Source organism: Streptomyces flavalbus, assembly GCF_042674625.1.
In the GTDB taxonomy this organism is placed as follows: domain Bacteria; phylum Actinomycetota; class Actinomycetes; order Streptomycetales; family Streptomycetaceae; genus Streptomyces; species Streptomyces flavalbus.
Genome location: NZ_JBHTEB010000001.1, coordinates 3,057,094 through 3,072,963, shown reverse-complemented (window position 1 = coordinate 3,072,963; position 15,870 = coordinate 3,057,094). Strand labels below are relative to the sequence as shown.

The window sequence follows — 15,870 nt, the reverse complement described above, 5'->3', positions numbered from 1 at the left end:
CAGCTCTGGGCGTGACGCCTCACGTCGCGAGGTGACGGACCTGGTCCCACAGGACCGGGTCCACGACCCCCGCCCGGCGCCGGAAGTCACCCACCGGCACCTTCCGCAGCTCGTCCGTCTCCAGGAAGCTCGGCCGCCCCCGGGTGTCCCCGACGGTGCCCGGCGGCAGCGGGATCACCCCGGCCCGTTCGTCGTGGTACCGGCTGGTGATCTTGACGACGGTGGCGTGCCGCCCCCGCACGCTCAGCACCAGACAGGGCCGGTCCTTCGCGCCCGGCCCGTCCTCGTAGGGCACGTTCGCCCACCAGATCTCCGCGGGCCGCGGCAGCGTCTTGGGTGCCTCTCCGGTACGCCGGTCCCTGCGGGTCGTCCGCGGCGCGTGCCCGCGCCCCCACCCGTCGACGAGCGTGGCGACCAGCGCGAGCAGCACCACCGCCGCGAGCGCCAGCCACCAGGACGTGTCCATACCGCAGACGGTACCGGCGTACGACTCTCCTCGCGCGCCCCTTGCTCCGTCTCACACGCCCCACGTCCAGCCGAACCGGTGACACCACAGGTGAGTTCGCCCACAACAGCCCTTGGCGGAGGAGCGACCGGACGTTTTGCGCCTTACGCTCGACGGACCGCACGACCCCCGTTTCTCTCCATCCGCCAGCGGAGGTTTCTGCTTCATGAAGCTCACCGTCGTCGGCTGCTCGGGGTCGTTCCCGTCCGCGGAATCGGCCTGTTCGAGCTACCTCGTCGAGGCCGACGGCTTCCGGCTGCTCCTCGACATGGGCAACGGCGCCCTGGGCGAGTTGCAGCGCCACTGCGGTCTCTACGACCTCGACGCGATCTTCCTGAGCCATCTGCACGCCGACCACTGCATCGACATGTGCGCGTACTTCGTGGCGCGTTACTACCGGCACGACGGCGGACGCTGCGCTCCGATCCCGGTCTACGGCCCCGAGGGCACCGAACACCGCCTGACCACCGCCTACGCCGACACCCCCACCGCCTCGTCGATGAGCGAGGTCTTCGACTTCCACACGGTCAAGCCCTCCACCTTCGACATCGGCCCTTTCACCGTGCACACCGAGCGCGTCGCCCACCCCGTCGAGGCGTACGGCATCCGCGTCGAGCACGCGGGCAGGTCCCTGACGTACTCCGGCGACACGGGCGTCACCCCGGCCCTGGACGACCTGGCCCGGGACACCGACCTGTTCCTCTGCGAGGCCGCCTTCACCCACGGCAAGGAGGACATCCCCGACCTCCACCTCAACGGCCGGGAGGCGGGCGAGACGGCGTCCCGCGCGGGCGCCCGCCGCCTGCTCCTCACCCACATCCCCCCGTGGACCGACCCCCAGCTCAACCTGACCGACGCCCGCGCGGTGTACGACGGTCCGGTGGAACTGGCGGCGGCTGGGGTGTCGTACGAGATCTGACGGACGAAGGCCCCGGTACCGATGCGGTACCGGGGCCTTCGTCATGCCGTGCGGCCGGGACTCACGCCTTCGTGATGTCCTCGACCTCCTCCTCGGGCTCGCGGCCCGGGGTGGGGAGGTTGAACTTGACGATGGCGAAGCGGAAGACCACGTAGTAGATCGCCGCGAAGACCAGACCGATCGGGATGATCAGCCAGGGCTTCGTCGCGAGGTTCCAGTTGAGGCCGTAGTCGATGGCACCCGCGGAGAAGGTGAAGCCCGCGTGGACCCCGAGCGCCCAGGTGATCGCCATGGACAGGGCGGTGAGCACCGCGTGGATCACGTACAGCAGCGGGGCGATGAACATGAACGAGAACTCGATCGGCTCGGTCACACCGGTCACGAAGGAGGTCAGCGCCAGCGAGATCATCATGCCCATCACGGCCTTGCGGCGCTCCGGGCGGGCGGCGTGCGCGATGGCGATGGCGGCGGCGGGGAGGCCGAACATCATGATCGGGAAGAAGCCCGACATGAACTGACCGGCGTCCGGGTCACCGGCGAAGAAGCGGTTCAGGTCACCGTGCACGACCTCGCCCGCGGCGTTGGTGAAGTCACCGATCTGGAACCAGGAGACGGTGTTGACGAACTGGTGCATACCGATCGGGATCAGCGCGCGGTTGATCAGGCCGAACAGACCGGCGCCCGCGGCGCCCAGGCCGGTGATCCACTCGCCGACGTCCGAGATGCCCTCACCGATCGGCTCCCAGACCAGGCCGAAGAAGACGCCCATGGCGGTGCCCACGAAGGCCATGATGATCGGCACCAGACGGCGGCCGTTGAAGAAGCCCAGCCAGTCCACCAGCTTCTTGCGGTGGTACCGCTGCCACAGGACCGCCGAGAGCAGACCCATGATGATGCCGCCGAGGACACCGGGGTTGTTGTAGGTCGCGGCTATGTCCGCGCCCTTCTGGACCTGGGCCTCGGTGACCGGGAACGCCTTCAGCACGTTGCTGTAGACCAGGAACCCGACCAGGGCGGCCAGCGCCGTGGAGCCGTCGGCCTTCTTGGCGAAGCCGATGGCGACACCGATGCAGAACAGCATCGGCAGGTTGTCGAAGATCGCGCCGCCCGCCGTGGCGAACACCGCGGTGACCTTGTCGGGGAGGTTCAGCTTGTCCTGGACGTCGGTCTGACCGAGGCGCAGCAGGATGCCCGCCGCCGGGAGGACGGCGATCGGGAGCTGAAGGCTGCGGCCGACCTTCTGCAAGCCCTGGAAAAGACCGGATCCCCGCTTCTTTGCGGGGGCCGCCGAATCGGTGGCGGTGCTCATACTTCCTCCATCGGGTGGTGGTCTACACCACTCAGTGGTGTAGACCTGTTCTAGCACGATGAAGGAGAGATAAGGAACCCGTGATTCCCGTACGTTATGTGTGATGTAGGTGATGCGCCGGTGGGTCAGACCTTGGTGACGTCCTCCACCTCCTCCTCCGGCTCCCTGCCCGGTGTCTTGAGGTCGAACCGCGTGATCGCGAAGCGGAAGACCGCGTAGTAGACGACGGCGAAGCACAGCCCGATCGGGATGATCGCCCACGGTCTCGTCGCCAGGTTCCAGTTGATGATGTAGTCGATGAGCCCGGCGGAGAAGCTGAACCCGTCGTGCACCCCGAGCCCCCAGGTCACCGCCATCGACACCCCGGTCAGCAGCGCGTGCACCGCGTACAGCAGCGGGGCGATGAACAGGAACGAGTACTCGATCGGCTCGGTGATGCCGGTGACGAACGACGTCAGCGCCACCGACAGCATCAGACCGCCGACCTCCTTGCGCCGGTGCGGCTTGGCGCAGTGCGTGATGGCGAGCGCGGCGGCGGGCAGCGCGAACATCATGATCGGGAAGAACCCGGAGGTGAACTGGCCCGCGTCCGGGTCCCCGGCGAGGAACATGTTGATGTCGCCGTGCACCACGTCGCCGTCCGGCGTGGTGTACGTGCCGAACTGGAACCAGATGGGCACGTTGAGGAACTGGTGCAGCCCGATCACCAGCAGCGCCCGGTTGGCGACGCCGAAGACGCCCGCGCCCCAGGCACCCAGGTCGCTCATCCAGTCGCTGAAGCTCTCCAGCGCGTCACCGATCGGCGGCCAGATCCACAGGCAGAGCGCGGCGAACGCGATCGCCACGAACGCCATGATGATCGGCACCAGGCGGCGGCCGTTGAAGAAGCCCAGCCAGTCCACCAGCTTGGTGCGGTGGAAGCGGGCCCAGAAGTAGGCCGCCAGCAGCCCCATCACGATGCCGCCGAACACCCCGGGGTTCTGGTACGTGAACGCCGACACCGTGCCGTCCGCCGCCTGGCACCCCGCGTCCACCACCTTCGCGCCCACCGGACAGTCCTCCGGGAACTGCCGCAGCACGTTGTAGTAGACGAGGAACCCCGCCACCGCCGCCAGCGCCGTGGAACCGTCGGCCTTCTTCGCCATGCCGATCGCCACGCCGACGCAGAACAGCAGCGGCAGCCCCAGTGAACTGTCGAGCAGCGCGCCGCCCGCGCCCGCCATCACCTTGGAGACATCGGTCCAGCCCAGCCCGTCGTCCCCGAACACGTCGGGCTGTCCGAGCCGGTTGAGGATGCCCGCGGCGGGCAGCACGGCGATGGGTAGTTGGAGCGAGCGGCCCATCTTCTGCAGGCCCTGGAACAGTCTGCTCCAGCGGGCGCGGGCGGGGCTGGGGGCGGCGGCGTCGGCACTCATGGGCGTGGGGCGTCCTTCCGAGCGGTTTGGCGACCGTCTCCGAGGTGGTGTAGACCAGTCGGTGGACGAGGATGTCGCCGTGACGTCATCCTGCGGTCCCCACGGCCCGAACGCTCGCGAAGCTGGGCCAACTGTGGGTTACTGCGGCTACCGCGACCAACAGCGCGGTTCGGATCAGGGAGAAGGACATGGCCAGCAAGGCTGAGAAGATCGTTGCCGGGCTCGGTGGCATCGACAACATCGAAGAGGTCGAGGGCTGCATCACGCGGCTGCGCGTCGAGGTGGGCGACGCCGCGCTGGTCGACGACACCGCGCTGAAGGCCGCCGGGGCGCACGGCGTCGTCAAGATGGGCACCGCCATCCAGGTCGTCATCGGCACCGACGCCGACCCGATCGCCGCGGACATCGAAGACATGATGTGACCGTTCCGGTCACCCGGTGAGGGGCCCCTCCCGTCGCGTCCGCCGCGGGAGGGGCCCCTCCCGTCTGCGGCTAGGCTCAGCCCATGTCACGAATCGACGGCCGCACCCCCGAACAACTCCGCCCCGTCACCATCGAACGCGGCTGGAGCAAGCACGCCGAGGGCTCCGTCCTCGTCTCCTTCGGCGACACCAAGGTGCTGTGCACCGCCTCCGTCACCGAGGGCGTCCCGCGCTGGCGCAAGGGCAGCGGCGAGGGCTGGGTCACCGCCGAGTACGCGATGCTGCCCCGCTCCACCAACACCCGCGGCGACCGCGAGTCCGTCAAGGGCCGCATCGGCGGCCGTACGCACGAGATCAGCCGCCTCATCGGGCGCTCGCTGCGCGCCGTCATCGACTACAAGGCGCTCGGCGAGAACACCATCGTCCTCGACTGCGACGTCCTCCAGGCCGACGGCGGCACCCGCACCGCCGCCATCACCGGCTCCTACGTCGCCCTCGCCGACGCCGTGTCCTGGGCCCAGGGCAAGAAGATCATCAAGCCCGCACGGCAGCCCCTGACCGGCACCGTCAGCGCCATCTCGGTCGGCATCGTCGGCGGCGTCCCGCTCCTCGACCTCTGCTACGAGGAGGACGTCAAGGCCGAGACCGACATGAACGTCGTCTGCACGGGCGACGGCCGCTTCGTCGAGGTGCAGGGCACCGCCGAGGCCGAGCCCTTCGCCCGCTCCGAACTCGACGCCCTGCTGGACCTCGCGGTCGCCGGGTGCGCGGACCTGGCGGCGGCGCAGCGGGCGGCCCTTGGTACCGTCCCGGAAAAGTAAAGGGCGTACCAAGGCAGGTGGTCGGCGCGGGCAACCGCGCCGCCCGCCGTCGCGTCCGTAGAGATACGGGCGCACGGCTCATCCCTGTGCGCCCGGCCAGGAGTTCAGGGCCCGCCGGGTCCGTACGAGGGAGGACCGTTCCATGGCCGTGAGCCGTCGTCGGCGCAGCCGCACCGTCATCGCCGCCACCGTGGCCGCCGCCGCGCTCACGGTGGGGCTGACCACCGGCTGCGACGCCGTCAACAAGGCGCTCGACTGCGTCGAGACGGCCGACGCCGTGGCCGACGCGGTCACCGACCTCCAGCAGGCGGTGGACAGCGCGGCCGACGACCCCGGGCAGACCCGGGAGGCAGTCGACGCGGTCGGGGACAGCCTGGACCGGATAGACAGCGAGACCGGCGACGCGGACCTCGACAAGGCCACCCAGGACATGCGGGAGGCCCTGGTCGAGGTCACCAACGCGGTGGAGAACGGCGACCCGACGCCGGACATCAGCGGGGTGACGGACGCGGCGGGCGAACTGACGAAGGTCTGCACGCCGTAGGGCCGGGTCGGCCGGGGGCGCCGGTCGGCGCCCCCGTAATACTGGGCCCATGACCCGCCTCATCCTCGCCACCCGCAACGCCGGCAAGATCACGGAGCTGAGGGCGATCCTCGCGGACGCCGGACTGCCCCACGAACTCGTCGGCGCGGACGCCTACCCCGAGATCCCCGACGTCAAGGAGACCGGCGTCACCTTCGCCGAGAACGCGCTGCTGAAGGCGCACGCCCTCGCCCAGGCCACCGGTCTGCCCGCCGTCGCCGACGACTCCGGGCTCTGCGTGGACGTCCTGAACGGCGCCCCCGGCATCTTCTCCGCCCGCTGGGCGGGCCGCCACGGCGACGACGAGGCCAACCTGAACCTGCTGCTGGCCCAGCTCTCCGACATCGCGGAGGAGCACCGCGGCGCCCACTTCGCCTGCGCCGCCGCCCTCGCCCTGCCGGACGGCACCGAGCGGGTGGTCGAGGGACAGTTGCGGGGCGTCCTGCGCCACGAGCCCAAGGGCACGGGCGGCTTCGGCTACGACCCGATCCTCCAGCCCGAGGGGGAGAGGCGCACCTGCGCGGAACTGACCCCCGAGGAGAAGAACGCGATCAGCCACCGCGGCAAGGCGTTCCGCGCACTGGTGCCGGTGGTACGGGAGCTGTTGGGCTGAGGCTGACACGGGAACGACCTGCGGATCGAGTCTCCGGTCCGCAGGTCGTCCATGTGCGGCGGAAGGGATTCGAACCCTCAAGCCCTATCAGGGCCACAGGACCTAAACCTGCTGTGTCAACCGTTGCACCACCGCCGCTCGCTGCCTGCCATCGTACCGGGAGGCGCTTGCTGTCTCTTCCCTCCTCTGCACCGGTACTCGTGATGGCATGACAGTTCGGGCACAGCAACCGCAGGTTCTCCCGCCGGTCGTCGTGCCAGTTCCCGTTGATGTGATCGACCTCCAGCGTCATCGGTCGACCGAGCCATACCGGACCGGTGCCGCACCTGGCGCACTGTTCGGGTACGCCGATCTCGCGGAGCGCCCTACGGAGCTGCGGAGTACCCGTCCGGCGCTTGCCGTCGTGCCGGATCAGGATGTCTTCCGGCCGCTTGACGGGGTTCGTGCTCGGCTTCCCACGCCGATGCGCCTGACCCAGAAAGTGCGCCGTGTGGAGGTTCTCCTCAGCGATCCACTCACGCACCATCGCGCGCTGGCTGCCGTTGTCGGGGCGGCCGAGGCGGTCCAACACCTCAGCGATGGAGACCGACTGCGCGACTGCCGTGCTCAGCTCCTCGCCGGGGGGTCTTGTGCGACGCCTGGTAAGCCTTCCGCGATGGTGGAAGTGTGAGACATCCATGCCGAACCGCTCAAAGCGCCGGTACAGGTATCGCCGGAGGTTCTCGTACGGCCGGGTGCCGAAGAAGGCGATGACCTCGTCGATATCGGAGCAGTGAGCGGCGGCTTCGGCCATGCGCTCGCGGGTGTACCGAACCGTGCCGCTCATCGGGCGCCAGCCTGCGGGCGCATCAGACCACGGCCGCGGTAGGTGTCCGTCGTGGAGTGGCAGTTGGGGCACAGCAACCGCAGGTTCTGGATCCGGTTGTTCCGCCAGTTGCCGTCGATGTGGTCGACCTCAAGCGGCAGTGGTTCTCCCAGCCAGACTGCCCGAATGCCGCACAGGGCACACTGTTCCTCGACGCCGAGTTCGAGTATCGCCCTCTTGAGCCGGTTGCTTGGTGTGCGCCGTGCGTGCGCCGACGGGTTCTCCTTGAGGATCTCTTCCGGGCTGCGACGGCGCCGGTTGTCCCGCATGTTCGCGGTGCGGACCGTGGTGGTGAAGTGCGAGGTGTCGATGCCGTAAGCCTGGATTCGGCGGCTGATGTGCGTGTGCTGACCACCTACGACGTCCACCCCGAGGCTGCGCAACACCTCACACATGTTCGTCGAGGCCGACACCGCGGCTTGAAGGATCTCCCTCGTCCACTTGACCCCCTCGCGCTCGAAGTGGGAGACGTCCACGCCGAGCTTCGTCATCCGCACTCGGACGTAGTGCCGCGTCGGACTCTCCGGATCCACCCCCAACTCCCTCAGCGCCTCCGACAACGTCCGAGCGCCCCGCGCCGCCTCTTCCAGCCGCTCCCTGGTGTACGCGCTGGTCTTCACCGTGCCCCCAGTTCCCCTCACTCCGTCTCGGCCATGTGTTCGTGACCCGCAAGGATCAACGAACGGGGCGTGGGGCGGTCACGCGCGGGAAGTGGAGTGGCCCGTACCGGGTGGTGTGCCGGTCACGGGCCGCCTCCGGTGAGCTGGGGCAGGCGGCTCAGATCCCCAGGTCCTTGATGATCTTGGCGACGTGGCCGGTGGCCTTGACGTTGTAGAGGGCGCGTTCGACCTTGCCCTCCTCGTCGACGATCACCGTGGAGCGGATCACGCCGACGACCGTCTTGCCGTACAGCTTCTTCTCGCCGTAGGCGCCGTACGCCTCCAGGACCTTCTTCTCCGGGTCGCCGACGAGGGTGACCTTCAGGGACTCCTTGTCGCGGAACTTCGCCAGCTTCTCGGGCTTGTCCGGGGAGACGCCGATCACGTCGTACCCGGCGCTCGCCAGGACGTCGAGGTTGTCCGTGAAGTCGCACGCCTGCTTGGTGCATCCGGGCGTCAGGGCGGCCGGGTAGAAGTACACGATGACCTTGCGGCCCTTGTGGTCGGCCAGGGACACCTCGGTGCCGTCGGCGTCGGGGAGGGTGAAGGCGGGGGCCACGTCCCCCGGCTGGAGTCGCTCGCTCATCGGACCAGCGTAACCGGGGGTGCTGACAACGCGGTCGGCACCGGAACTGACAGACTGTCCGCAGCACAACGGCAGACACAGCTGACTTCGGAGGCGGCACGGTGGCGGAGACGTCGGACACCAGAACCCCGGCCCAGATCGAGGCGGACATCAAGCGCCGCCGCGCGGTACTGGCCGAGACGCTCGACGAGATCGGGGTGCGGGTGCATCCGAAGACCCTCGTGGGCGACGCGAAGGCGAAGGTCGCCTCCGACATCGACCGCACCCTCGGCCGGGCCTACGTCCAGGTCAACCGGGTGGTGAGCGAGGTGCGCGCGCAGTTCGTCGACGAGGACGGCGCCCCCCGCATGGAGCGGGTGCTGCCCGTCGCGCTGGTCGCCGTGGGCGTCGTCGGACTGCTCGTCGTCGGCGGCTCCCGGCGCCGCAAGCGCTGACCCCGACCGGTACGAACGCGGCTCAGGCAGGTAGGTTCGAAGGCGTGAGCGCCAAGAGAAACGACTCCAGCACCCCCCAGCACGACAAGCTGCCCATCCGGATGCTGCACGACCGCGTGCTCGTGCGGCAGGACACCAGCGAGGGCGAGCGGCGTTCCGGCGGCGGCATCCTGATCCCCGCCACGGCCGCCGTCGGCCGTCGGCTGGCCTGGGCCGAGGTCGTCGCCGTGGGGCAGAACGTGCGCACCGTGGAGCCCGGCGACCGGGTGCTGTACGACCCCGAGGACCGCGCGGAGGTCGAGGTGCGGGGGGTGCCGTACGTGCTGATGCGCGAGCGGGACCTGCACGCCGTGGCCGCCGACCGCTTCGAGGGGTCGGAGGACTCCACGGGGCTGTACCTGTAGGGACATCCGACCGAGAAGGGCCGGTGACCGTCGTCACCGGCCCTTCTCGCGCCCGGTTCATGCCGTTTGTTAGCGTTGGGGGCAGCCCGACGAGACGCGCCGTACCGGGTCCAAGGCAAAGACGACGCACCTTTCCGTTGCCGTCCTCGTCTCGGAGGTGCCCGTCATGGCCTGGGTTCTGCTCGTCGTCGCCGGTCTGCTCGAAGTCGGCTGGTCGATCGGGATGAAGTACACCGAGGGGTTCACTCGCCTCGTCCCCAGCCTGTTCACCGGAGCCGGGATCGTCGCCAGCATGGTGCTGCTGTCGTACGCCGCCAAGTCGCTGCCGATCGGCACCGCCTACGGCGTGTGGGTGGGCATCGGGGCCGCCGGGTCGGCGGTGCTCGGGATGGTGGTGCTCGGGGAGCCCGCCACCGCCGCCCGGATCTTCTTCGTCTGCCTGCTGCTCGTCGCCGTCGTGGGCTTGAAGGCCACCTCCGGGCACTGAGGGCGCCACGCCGCCTCAGCCGGTCGTCCCCTGCGTCAGGCCCGGGTCCGGGAAGCCCTCCGGGAAGTCCACGGTCGGGGTGGCGGCGGGGGACGTGCCGGTGGTGGGCGGCGGCGCGGTCGTCGACGTGCCGCCGTCGCCCCCGGTCGTGCCGTCGGGCCGCTCGCTGGCGGTGGTCGGCGGGTGGCTGTCCCGCGCCGTCGGGGTGTCCTCGGGGGGCGGGGCGCTGGACGACGGGGGCGCGCTGCTGGACGGCGGGTCGGTGGGCAGGTCGACGTCCCACTCGTCCGACGCCGTCTGGAGCTGGAGGCTGAAGTCGGTCGCCGGGCGGTCCTTCAGCGCGTCCCGGGTGAACTGGGCCCAGATCTCCGCGGGCGCGCCGCCGCCGTTCATCCGGGGCAGCCCCATGACGTCGTAGAGCGACTTCTGGTGGGCGGTCACCGGGTCCTGGCCGAGTACGGCGACGACCGTGGCCAGGTCGGGCGTGTAGCCCGCGAACCAGGCCGCGCGGTCCTCCTCGGCGGTGCCGGTCTTGCCCGCGGCGGGGCGGCCCGCGGCCTGGGCGGCGGAGGCGGTGCCGTTCTCCACGGTGCTGCGGAGCATCGAGGTCGTGGTGTCGGCGGCCTCCCGGCTGATCACCTGCCGGGTGTTCCGCGCGGGCAGCTCGATCTCCTCGGTGCCGTCCTTCGTCACCTTCTTGACCATGGTGTACGTGCCGTGCTCGCCGTGGTTGGCGAGCGTCGCGTACGCCCGCGCCATGTCCAGGACGCTCGCGGTCGCCGTGCCCAGCGCGACGGACGGGCCCTCGTGCAGTTCCGGGGTGTCGGCGGGCAGGCCCAGGTCGATCGCGGTCTGCCGCACCCGGCCGGGGCCGACGTCGACGGCCATCTGCGCGTACACCGAGTTCACCGACCGGTCCGTGGCCTCCCGCACGGTGATCTCGCCGTAGTCGACCTCGTCCTCGTTCTCGGGGGCGTACGGCTCACCGCTCCAGCCCTGCACCGGGCGCTCGCTGGTGCCGTCGTAGCGCGTGGTCGGGGTGATGACGCGGCCGTCCTGGGTGTTGGCGGCGTTCTGCACGGCCGAGGCGAACACGAACGGCTTGAAGGTGGAGCCGACCTGGTAGTCCCTGCGGGTGGCGCCGTTGGTGTACTGCTTGACGTAGTCGATGCCGCCGTACAGGGCGACGACGTGACCGGTCCTCGGGTCGATGGCGGCGCCGCCCGCGCGGACGTACCCGTCGACCTTGCGGACCTTGGGGTCGAGGCGGGACATGAGCTGGTCCTGGACGGCCCGTACGAAGGCGTCCTGCCGGGGCTTCTGGATCGTGGTCGTGATGCGGTAGCCGCCGTGCTCCAGCTCCTCCGCGCTGACGACGTCGTGCGCGGCCAGGTCCTGCTTGACGGCCTCCACGAGGTAGCCGCGCTGCCCGGACAGGCCGGTGGAGGCGGTGGCCTTCGGCATGGGGAACCGCAGTCCCGCCCGCTCGGCGGCGCCCAGCCAGCCCTCCTTGACCATGCCGTCCAGGACGTAGTTCCAGCGGGCCTCGGCGGCCGACTGGTTCTCCGGGTGGGCCACGACGTCGTACTCGCTGGGCGCGTTGAGGAGCGCGGCGAGGTAGGCGGCGCGGGCCGGGTCGAGGTCGGCGGCGTCGCGGTCGTAGTACGCCTGGGCGGCGGCCTGGATGCCGTAGGCGTTGCGGCCGAAGTAGCTGGTGTTGAGGTAGCCCTCCAGGATCTGGTCCTTGGACGCGGTGCGGTCCAGCTTGATCGCGATGAAGAACTCCTTCGCCTTGCGGGTCAGGGTCTGCTCCTGCGCGAGGTAGTAGTTCTTCACGTACTGCTGGGTGATCGTCGAGCCGGACTGCCTGCCCTTGCCGGTGGCCGTGTTCCAGGCGCCCCGGGCCATCGCCCCCGGGTCGACGGCGGACTCGGTGTAGAAGTCGCGGTCCTCGGCGGCCAGGACGGCGTGCTGGGCGTCCTTGGAGACCCGGGCCAGGGTCACGTTCTCCCGGTTGACCTCGCCGTCCCGGGCCAGCTCGGAGCCGTCGGCGTACAGGTAGACGTTGCTCTGCTTGACGGCGAGGGCGTTCGCGGGCGGGATCTCCACCAGGGTGTAGCCGAGGACGAGGGCGCCGGTCAGCAGCATCACGCCGATGACGAAGGTGCCGAGCACCGTGCGCCAGGTGGGGATGAGGCGCCGCCAGCCGGTGCGTCTGGGGCGCGGGGGCCGCGCTGTTCCCTCGGTCTGCGGCTGCTGCGGCTCGTCGTTCATGGTGGGCGGGGGCTCCTGGTGGTGTGTGAGTGCGCGGGGTGCGGGCGGGTGTGTGGTGTGGGGTCGTTCTGTGAAGACTCTCGCACCGGGCGTTCCGTTGCGCCGCACGGCACGCTTCCGCCGGGAAAACGCGTGGCGGGCGGGTGGGGGAGCGCAGTAGGCTCCTGCGCTTCGGTGTCTGGGGTGAGGGGGCGGTTCCGTGGGTGCGTGGCGGTTGTACCTCGCCGTCACGGTGAGCGGGTTCCGGCGGTACGCGACCTACCGGGTGGCCACCGCCGCGGGGGTGTTCACCAACACCGTCTTCGGGCTGATCCTCGCGTACACCTACCTCGCCCTGTGGGAGGAACGGCCGCGGCTCGGCGGCTACGACCAGGCGCAGGCCGTGACCTATGTGTGGCTGGGGCAGGCGCTGTTCGCGACGCTGGCCATCCAGGGCGGCGGTTTCGAGAACGAGTTCGTGGAGCGGGTCCGGACGGGTGAGATCGCGATCGACCTGTACCGGCCCGCCGATCTGCAACTGTGGTGGCTCGCCGCCGACCTGGGGCGCGCGGTGTTCCAGTTGCTGGGTCGCGGGGTGCTGCCCTTCGCGTTCGGGGCGCTGCTCTTCCCGGTGGCGCTGCCCGGTGACGTGGTGGTGTGGCTGGCCTGTCTGGTCGCGGTGGTGCTCGGGATGGTCGTGAGCTTCGCGATCCGGTACCTGGTGGCGCTCAGTACGTTCTGGCTGCTGGACGGGACCGGTGTCCTCCAGATGATGATGATCACCGGGCTGTTCTGCTCGGGCATGGTGCTGCCGCTGAACGCCTTCCCCGGCGCCCTGGGGGACGCCGTACGGGTGCTGCCGTGGGCGGCGCTGCTCCAGACGCCCGCGGACGTGCTGCTGGGGCAGGCGTCCGGGGTGCGGGTGTTCGCCTTCCAGGCCGGGTGGGCGGTGGCGCTGCTGGCGGTGGGGCGGGTGGTGCAGTCGGCGGCCGCGCGGCGGGTGGTGGTGCAGGGTGGGTGAGACGGAGAGCCGACGTGCGGTGGCGGGCGTCCGCGCGTACTGGCTGATCGCCGGGATGTGGGTGCGGGCGGGTATGGCCTACCGGGCGTCCTTCGTGATGACGCTGGTGGGGAACCTGCTGATCACCGGGCTCGACTTCGTCGCCATCCTGCTGATGTTCGCGCAGGTCGACTCCCTCGGTGGGTACTCCCTGCCCGAGGTCGCGCTGCTCTACGGGCTGTCCGCCACCTCCTTCGGGCTCGCCGACCTCGCCTTCGGGTCGGTGGGGCGGATCGGGGCGCGGGTGCGGGACGGCACCCTCGACACGCTGCTGGTGCGGCCCGCGCCGGTGCTGGCGCAGGTCGCCGCCGACCGGTTCGCGCTGCGCCGGGTCGGGCGGGTGACGCAGGGCGCGCTGGTGCTGGGGTACGCGCTCGCCGTGGTCGACGTCGACTGGACGGTGGTGAAGGCGCTGCTGGTGCCGGTCATGCTCGTCAGCGGCGCGGCGATCTTCTGCGCGCTGCTGGTGGCGGGCGCGGCGTTCCAGTTCGTGGCGCAGGACGCGGCGGAGGTGCAGAGCGCGTTCACCTACGGCGGTACGACGATGCTCCAGTACCCGCCGACCGTGTTCGGCAGGGACATGCTGCGCTCGGTGACGTTCGTGCTGCCGCTGGCCTTCGTCAACTGGCTGCCCGCCGCGTACGTGCTGGGGCGGTCGTACCCGCTCGGCCTGCCGCAGTGGGCGGGGTTCCTGCCGCCGGTGGTGGCGGTGGGGTGCTGTGCGCTGGCGGGGGCGGCGTGGCGGGGTGGGTTGCGGTCGTACCGGAGTACGGGGAGCTGAGGCAGTGGGCGGTCACTTCATCGAGCTGGAGCGGGTGGAGAAGGTCTTCGACGTGCGCAAGAAGACCGGGTTCCTGCGGCGGGAGCGGCGGCGGGTGCGGGCCGTCGACTCGCTGTCGTTCACCGTGGAGCGCGGCGAGATGGTCGGCTACATCGGGCCGAACGGCGCCGGGAAGTCGACGACGATCAAGATGCTGACGGGCATCCTGACGCCGAGCGGCGGTCGGCTGCGGGTCGCGGGGATCGACCCGTCCCGGGAGCGCACGCGGCTCGCGCGCCGGATCGGGGTGGTGTTCGGGCAGCGTACGACGCTCTGGTGGGACCTGCCGCTGATCGACTCGTACCGGCTGATGCACCGCATGTACCGCATCCCTGACGGGCGTTACCGGGAGAACCTGGAGCGGCTGGTGGAGCTGCTGGACCTGGGGGCGCTGCTGGACGTGCCGGTGCGGCAGCTGTCGCTGGGGCAGCGGATGCGGGGCGACATCGCGGCGGCGCTGCTGCACGACCCGGAGGTGCTGTACCTCGACGAGCCGACGATCGGCCTTGACGTCGTGTCGAAGGCGAAGGTGCGGTCGTTCCTGCGGGACGTGAACGCCGAGCGGGGCACGACGGTGCTGCTGACCACCCACGACCTCCAGGACATCGAGCAGTTGTGCTCCCGGGTGATGGTCATCGACCACGGCAGCCTGATGTACGACGGTCCGCTGGCCGGGCTGCACGAGGCGGGGGAGAGCGAGCGGACGCTCGTCGTCGACCTGGAGCGGGAACTGCCGCCGATCTGCGCGCCGGCGCCCGCGCGGGTGGTGCGGGTGGAGGGGCCGCGGCAGTGGCTGGCGTTCCCGGCGTCGGAGTCGGCGGCGGCGCTGGTGGCGCGGGTCGCGGCGGAGTACCCGCTGGTCGACCTGTCCGTGCGGGAGCCCGATATCGAGGCGGTCATCGCGCGGATGTACGAGGAGCGGGCCACGGCGTAGTCGGGGGCGGGGTGCAGTCCGTAGGCTGGGCACCATGACCGACGATGCCCCGGAGCTGCGTGCCTCCGACGCCGATCGCGAACGAGTCGCCGAGGTCCTGCGGGACGCTCTCGCGGAGGGCCGCCTCGACATGGCGGAGTTCGAGGAGCGGCTCGACGCCACGTACAAGGCGCGCACCTACCGGGAGCTGGCGCCGATCACCAGGGACCTGCCGGGGGGCGGGGGCGAGGTGGCGGTGCCCCTGGCGAAGGAGCCCGCGGAGCCCGGGAGTTGGTCCGGGCGGATCGTGGGCGGTGAGGGGTCCTCGCGGTGGGGCGTCGCCGTCATGTCCGGGTTCCAGCGCAAGGGGCGCTGGACCGTGCCGCGGCGGTTCAACTCCTTCGCCTTCTGGGGCGGGGGCGAGATCGATCTGCGTGAGGCGGACTTCGCCGACCGGGAGGTCGTGATCAACTGCGTCGCGATCATGGGCGGGATGAACGTCGTCGTGCCGCCGGGGGTCGAGGTCGAGGTGCGCGGGTTCGGCTTCATGGGGGGCTTCGACCACCGTGAGGAGGGCGCGCCCGCGGCTCCCGGCGCGCCGCGCGTGGTCGTCACCGGGTTCGCCTTCTGGGGCGGTGTCGGTGTCGAGCGCAAGGTCACGCGGGCGGAGCGGCGCCGGTTGAAGGAGGAGCGCCGGGCGTCCCGCAAGGAGGTCGCCGACGCCCACCACCGGATGCTGGAGGGGCACCACGACCTGGCCCGTGGCCTGCACGGGAAGCGCCGCGAACGCCACGAGGACTGA

At 70.5% G+C, this 15,870-nt stretch carries 18 protein-coding genes, 1 tRNA gene and 1 riboswitch; of the genes, 12 read left to right on the top strand and 7 right to left on the bottom strand.

What is annotated here, in order from left to right; translation table 11 throughout:
- Positions 1 to 19: 19 nt before the first annotated feature.
- A complete protein-coding gene (locus tag ACFQZ6_RS13715; protein ID WP_381608095.1) occupies positions 20 to 466 on the bottom strand; it encodes a type II toxin-antitoxin system PemK/MazF family toxin in 447 nt (148 codons plus the stop codon).
- A gap of 205 nt (positions 467 to 671) precedes the next feature.
- On the opposite strand from ACFQZ6_RS13715, the gene ACFQZ6_RS13710 reads away from it, so the two are divergent.
- The gene (locus ACFQZ6_RS13710; protein WP_381608093.1) at positions 672 to 1,424 is read left to right on the top strand and encodes an MBL fold metallo-hydrolase; all 753 of its coding nucleotides are present in this window, start codon (positions 672 to 674) and stop codon (positions 1,422 to 1,424) included.
- A 61-nt stretch (positions 1,425 to 1,485) separates the two neighbouring features.
- Here the strand turns inward: ACFQZ6_RS13710 and ACFQZ6_RS13705 are convergent, their stop codons facing one another.
- Positions 1,486 to 2,733 carry a PTS transporter subunit EIIC gene (locus ACFQZ6_RS13705; protein WP_381608091.1) on the bottom strand — a complete coding sequence of 416 codons (1,248 nt, stop codon included), beginning with the start codon at positions 2,731 to 2,733 and terminating at the stop codon, positions 1,486 to 1,488.
- Positions 2,734 to 2,858: 125 nt separating this feature from the next.
- Positions 2,859 to 4,148, bottom strand: a complete 1,290-nt coding sequence (locus ACFQZ6_RS13700) for a PTS transporter subunit EIIC (protein WP_381608089.1) — start codon at positions 4,146 to 4,148, stop codon at positions 2,859 to 2,861.
- Positions 4,149 to 4,321: 173 nt separating this feature from the next.
- Here ACFQZ6_RS13700 and ACFQZ6_RS13695 point away from each other — a divergent pair, with 173 nt between their 5' ends.
- The 4 genes from ACFQZ6_RS13695 to rdgB all read left to right on the top strand — a co-directional run bounded on the left by ACFQZ6_RS13695 (position 4,322) and on the right by rdgB (position 6,587).
- Complete coding sequence (locus ACFQZ6_RS13695; RefSeq protein ID WP_381618300.1) at positions 4,322 to 4,570, top strand: glucose PTS transporter subunit EIIB; 249 nt, start codon at positions 4,322 to 4,324, stop codon at positions 4,568 to 4,570.
- A gap of 83 nt (positions 4,571 to 4,653) precedes the next feature.
- A complete protein-coding gene (rph, locus tag ACFQZ6_RS13690; protein ID WP_381608087.1) occupies positions 4,654 to 5,391 on the top strand; it encodes a ribonuclease PH in 738 nt (245 codons plus the stop codon).
- A 142-nt stretch (positions 5,392 to 5,533) separates the two neighbouring features.
- Entirely contained in the window at positions 5,534 to 5,935 is a 402-nt protein-coding gene (locus ACFQZ6_RS13685; protein ID WP_381608085.1) for a hypothetical protein, read from the top strand.
- A 49-nt stretch (positions 5,936 to 5,984) separates the two neighbouring features.
- On the top strand, positions 5,985 to 6,587 hold the full coding sequence (rdgB, locus tag ACFQZ6_RS13680) for an RdgB/HAM1 family non-canonical purine NTP pyrophosphatase (protein ID WP_381608083.1): 603 nt from the start codon (positions 5,985 to 5,987) through the stop codon (positions 6,585 to 6,587).
- 54 nt (positions 6,588 to 6,641) lie between these two features.
- Here the strand turns inward: rdgB and ACFQZ6_RS13675 are convergent.
- The 3 genes from ACFQZ6_RS13675 to bcp form a co-directional block, all read right to left on the bottom strand.
- A tRNA-Leu gene (locus ACFQZ6_RS13675) sits at positions 6,642 to 6,725 on the bottom strand.
- Positions 6,726 to 7,409: 684 nt separating this feature from the next.
- Entirely contained in the window at positions 7,410 to 8,072 is a 663-nt protein-coding gene (locus ACFQZ6_RS13670; protein ID WP_381608081.1) for an HNH endonuclease signature motif containing protein, read from the bottom strand.
- A gap of 157 nt (positions 8,073 to 8,229) precedes the next feature.
- Positions 8,230 to 8,697, bottom strand: coding sequence for a thioredoxin-dependent thiol peroxidase (gene bcp / locus ACFQZ6_RS13665; RefSeq protein ID WP_381608079.1), 468 nt, complete (start codon positions 8,695 to 8,697; stop codon positions 8,230 to 8,232).
- A gap of 101 nt (positions 8,698 to 8,798) precedes the next feature.
- Here bcp and ACFQZ6_RS13660 point away from each other — a divergent pair, with 101 nt between their 5' ends.
- From ACFQZ6_RS13660 to sugE, 3 genes are all read left to right on the top strand, one after another.
- Positions 8,799 to 9,131, top strand: coding sequence for a DUF3618 domain-containing protein (locus ACFQZ6_RS13660; protein ID WP_381608077.1), 333 nt, complete (start codon positions 8,799 to 8,801; stop codon positions 9,129 to 9,131).
- 44 nt (positions 9,132 to 9,175) lie between these two features.
- Positions 9,176 to 9,535: a GroES family chaperonin gene (locus ACFQZ6_RS13655; RefSeq protein ID WP_360212947.1), complete on the top strand. Its 360-nt coding sequence runs from the start codon at positions 9,176 to 9,178 to the stop codon at positions 9,533 to 9,535.
- 67 nt (positions 9,536 to 9,602) lie between these two features.
- A riboswitch (guanidine-III (ykkC-III) riboswitch) is annotated at positions 9,603 to 9,666 on the top strand.
- 35 nt (positions 9,667 to 9,701) lie between these two features.
- A complete protein-coding gene (gene sugE, locus ACFQZ6_RS13650; RefSeq protein WP_381608074.1) occupies positions 9,702 to 10,022 on the top strand; it encodes a quaternary ammonium compound efflux SMR transporter SugE in 321 nt (106 codons plus the stop codon).
- Between the two features lie 15 nt (positions 10,023 to 10,037).
- Here the strand turns inward: sugE and ACFQZ6_RS13645 are convergent, their stop codons facing one another.
- Positions 10,038 to 12,296 (bottom strand): transglycosylase domain-containing protein, encoded by a 2,259-nt coding sequence (locus tag ACFQZ6_RS13645; RefSeq protein ID WP_381608072.1) that lies wholly within the window; start codon positions 12,294 to 12,296, stop codon positions 10,038 to 10,040.
- 199 nt (positions 12,297 to 12,495) lie between these two features.
- Between ACFQZ6_RS13645 and ACFQZ6_RS13640 the strand changes: the two genes are divergently transcribed.
- From ACFQZ6_RS13640 to ACFQZ6_RS13625, 4 genes are read left to right on the top strand one after another with little or no spacing between them, the layout of a single operon-like run.
- The gene (locus tag ACFQZ6_RS13640; RefSeq protein WP_381608070.1) at positions 12,496 to 13,296 is read left to right on the top strand and encodes an ABC transporter permease; all 801 of its coding nucleotides are present in this window, start codon (positions 12,496 to 12,498) and stop codon (positions 13,294 to 13,296) included.
- Between the two features lie 55 nt (positions 13,297 to 13,351).
- Positions 13,352 to 14,116, top strand: coding sequence for an ABC transporter permease (locus ACFQZ6_RS13635; protein WP_381618297.1), 765 nt, complete (start codon positions 13,352 to 13,354; stop codon positions 14,114 to 14,116).
- A gap of 4 nt (positions 14,117 to 14,120) precedes the next feature.
- On the top strand, positions 14,121 to 15,089 hold the full coding sequence (locus ACFQZ6_RS13630) for an ABC transporter ATP-binding protein (RefSeq protein WP_381608068.1): 969 nt from the start codon (positions 14,121 to 14,123) through the stop codon (positions 15,087 to 15,089).
- Between the two features lie 34 nt (positions 15,090 to 15,123).
- Positions 15,124 to 15,870 carry a DUF1707 SHOCT-like domain-containing protein gene (locus ACFQZ6_RS13625; protein ID WP_381608066.1) on the top strand — a complete coding sequence of 249 codons (747 nt, stop codon included), beginning with the start codon at positions 15,124 to 15,126 and terminating at the stop codon, positions 15,868 to 15,870.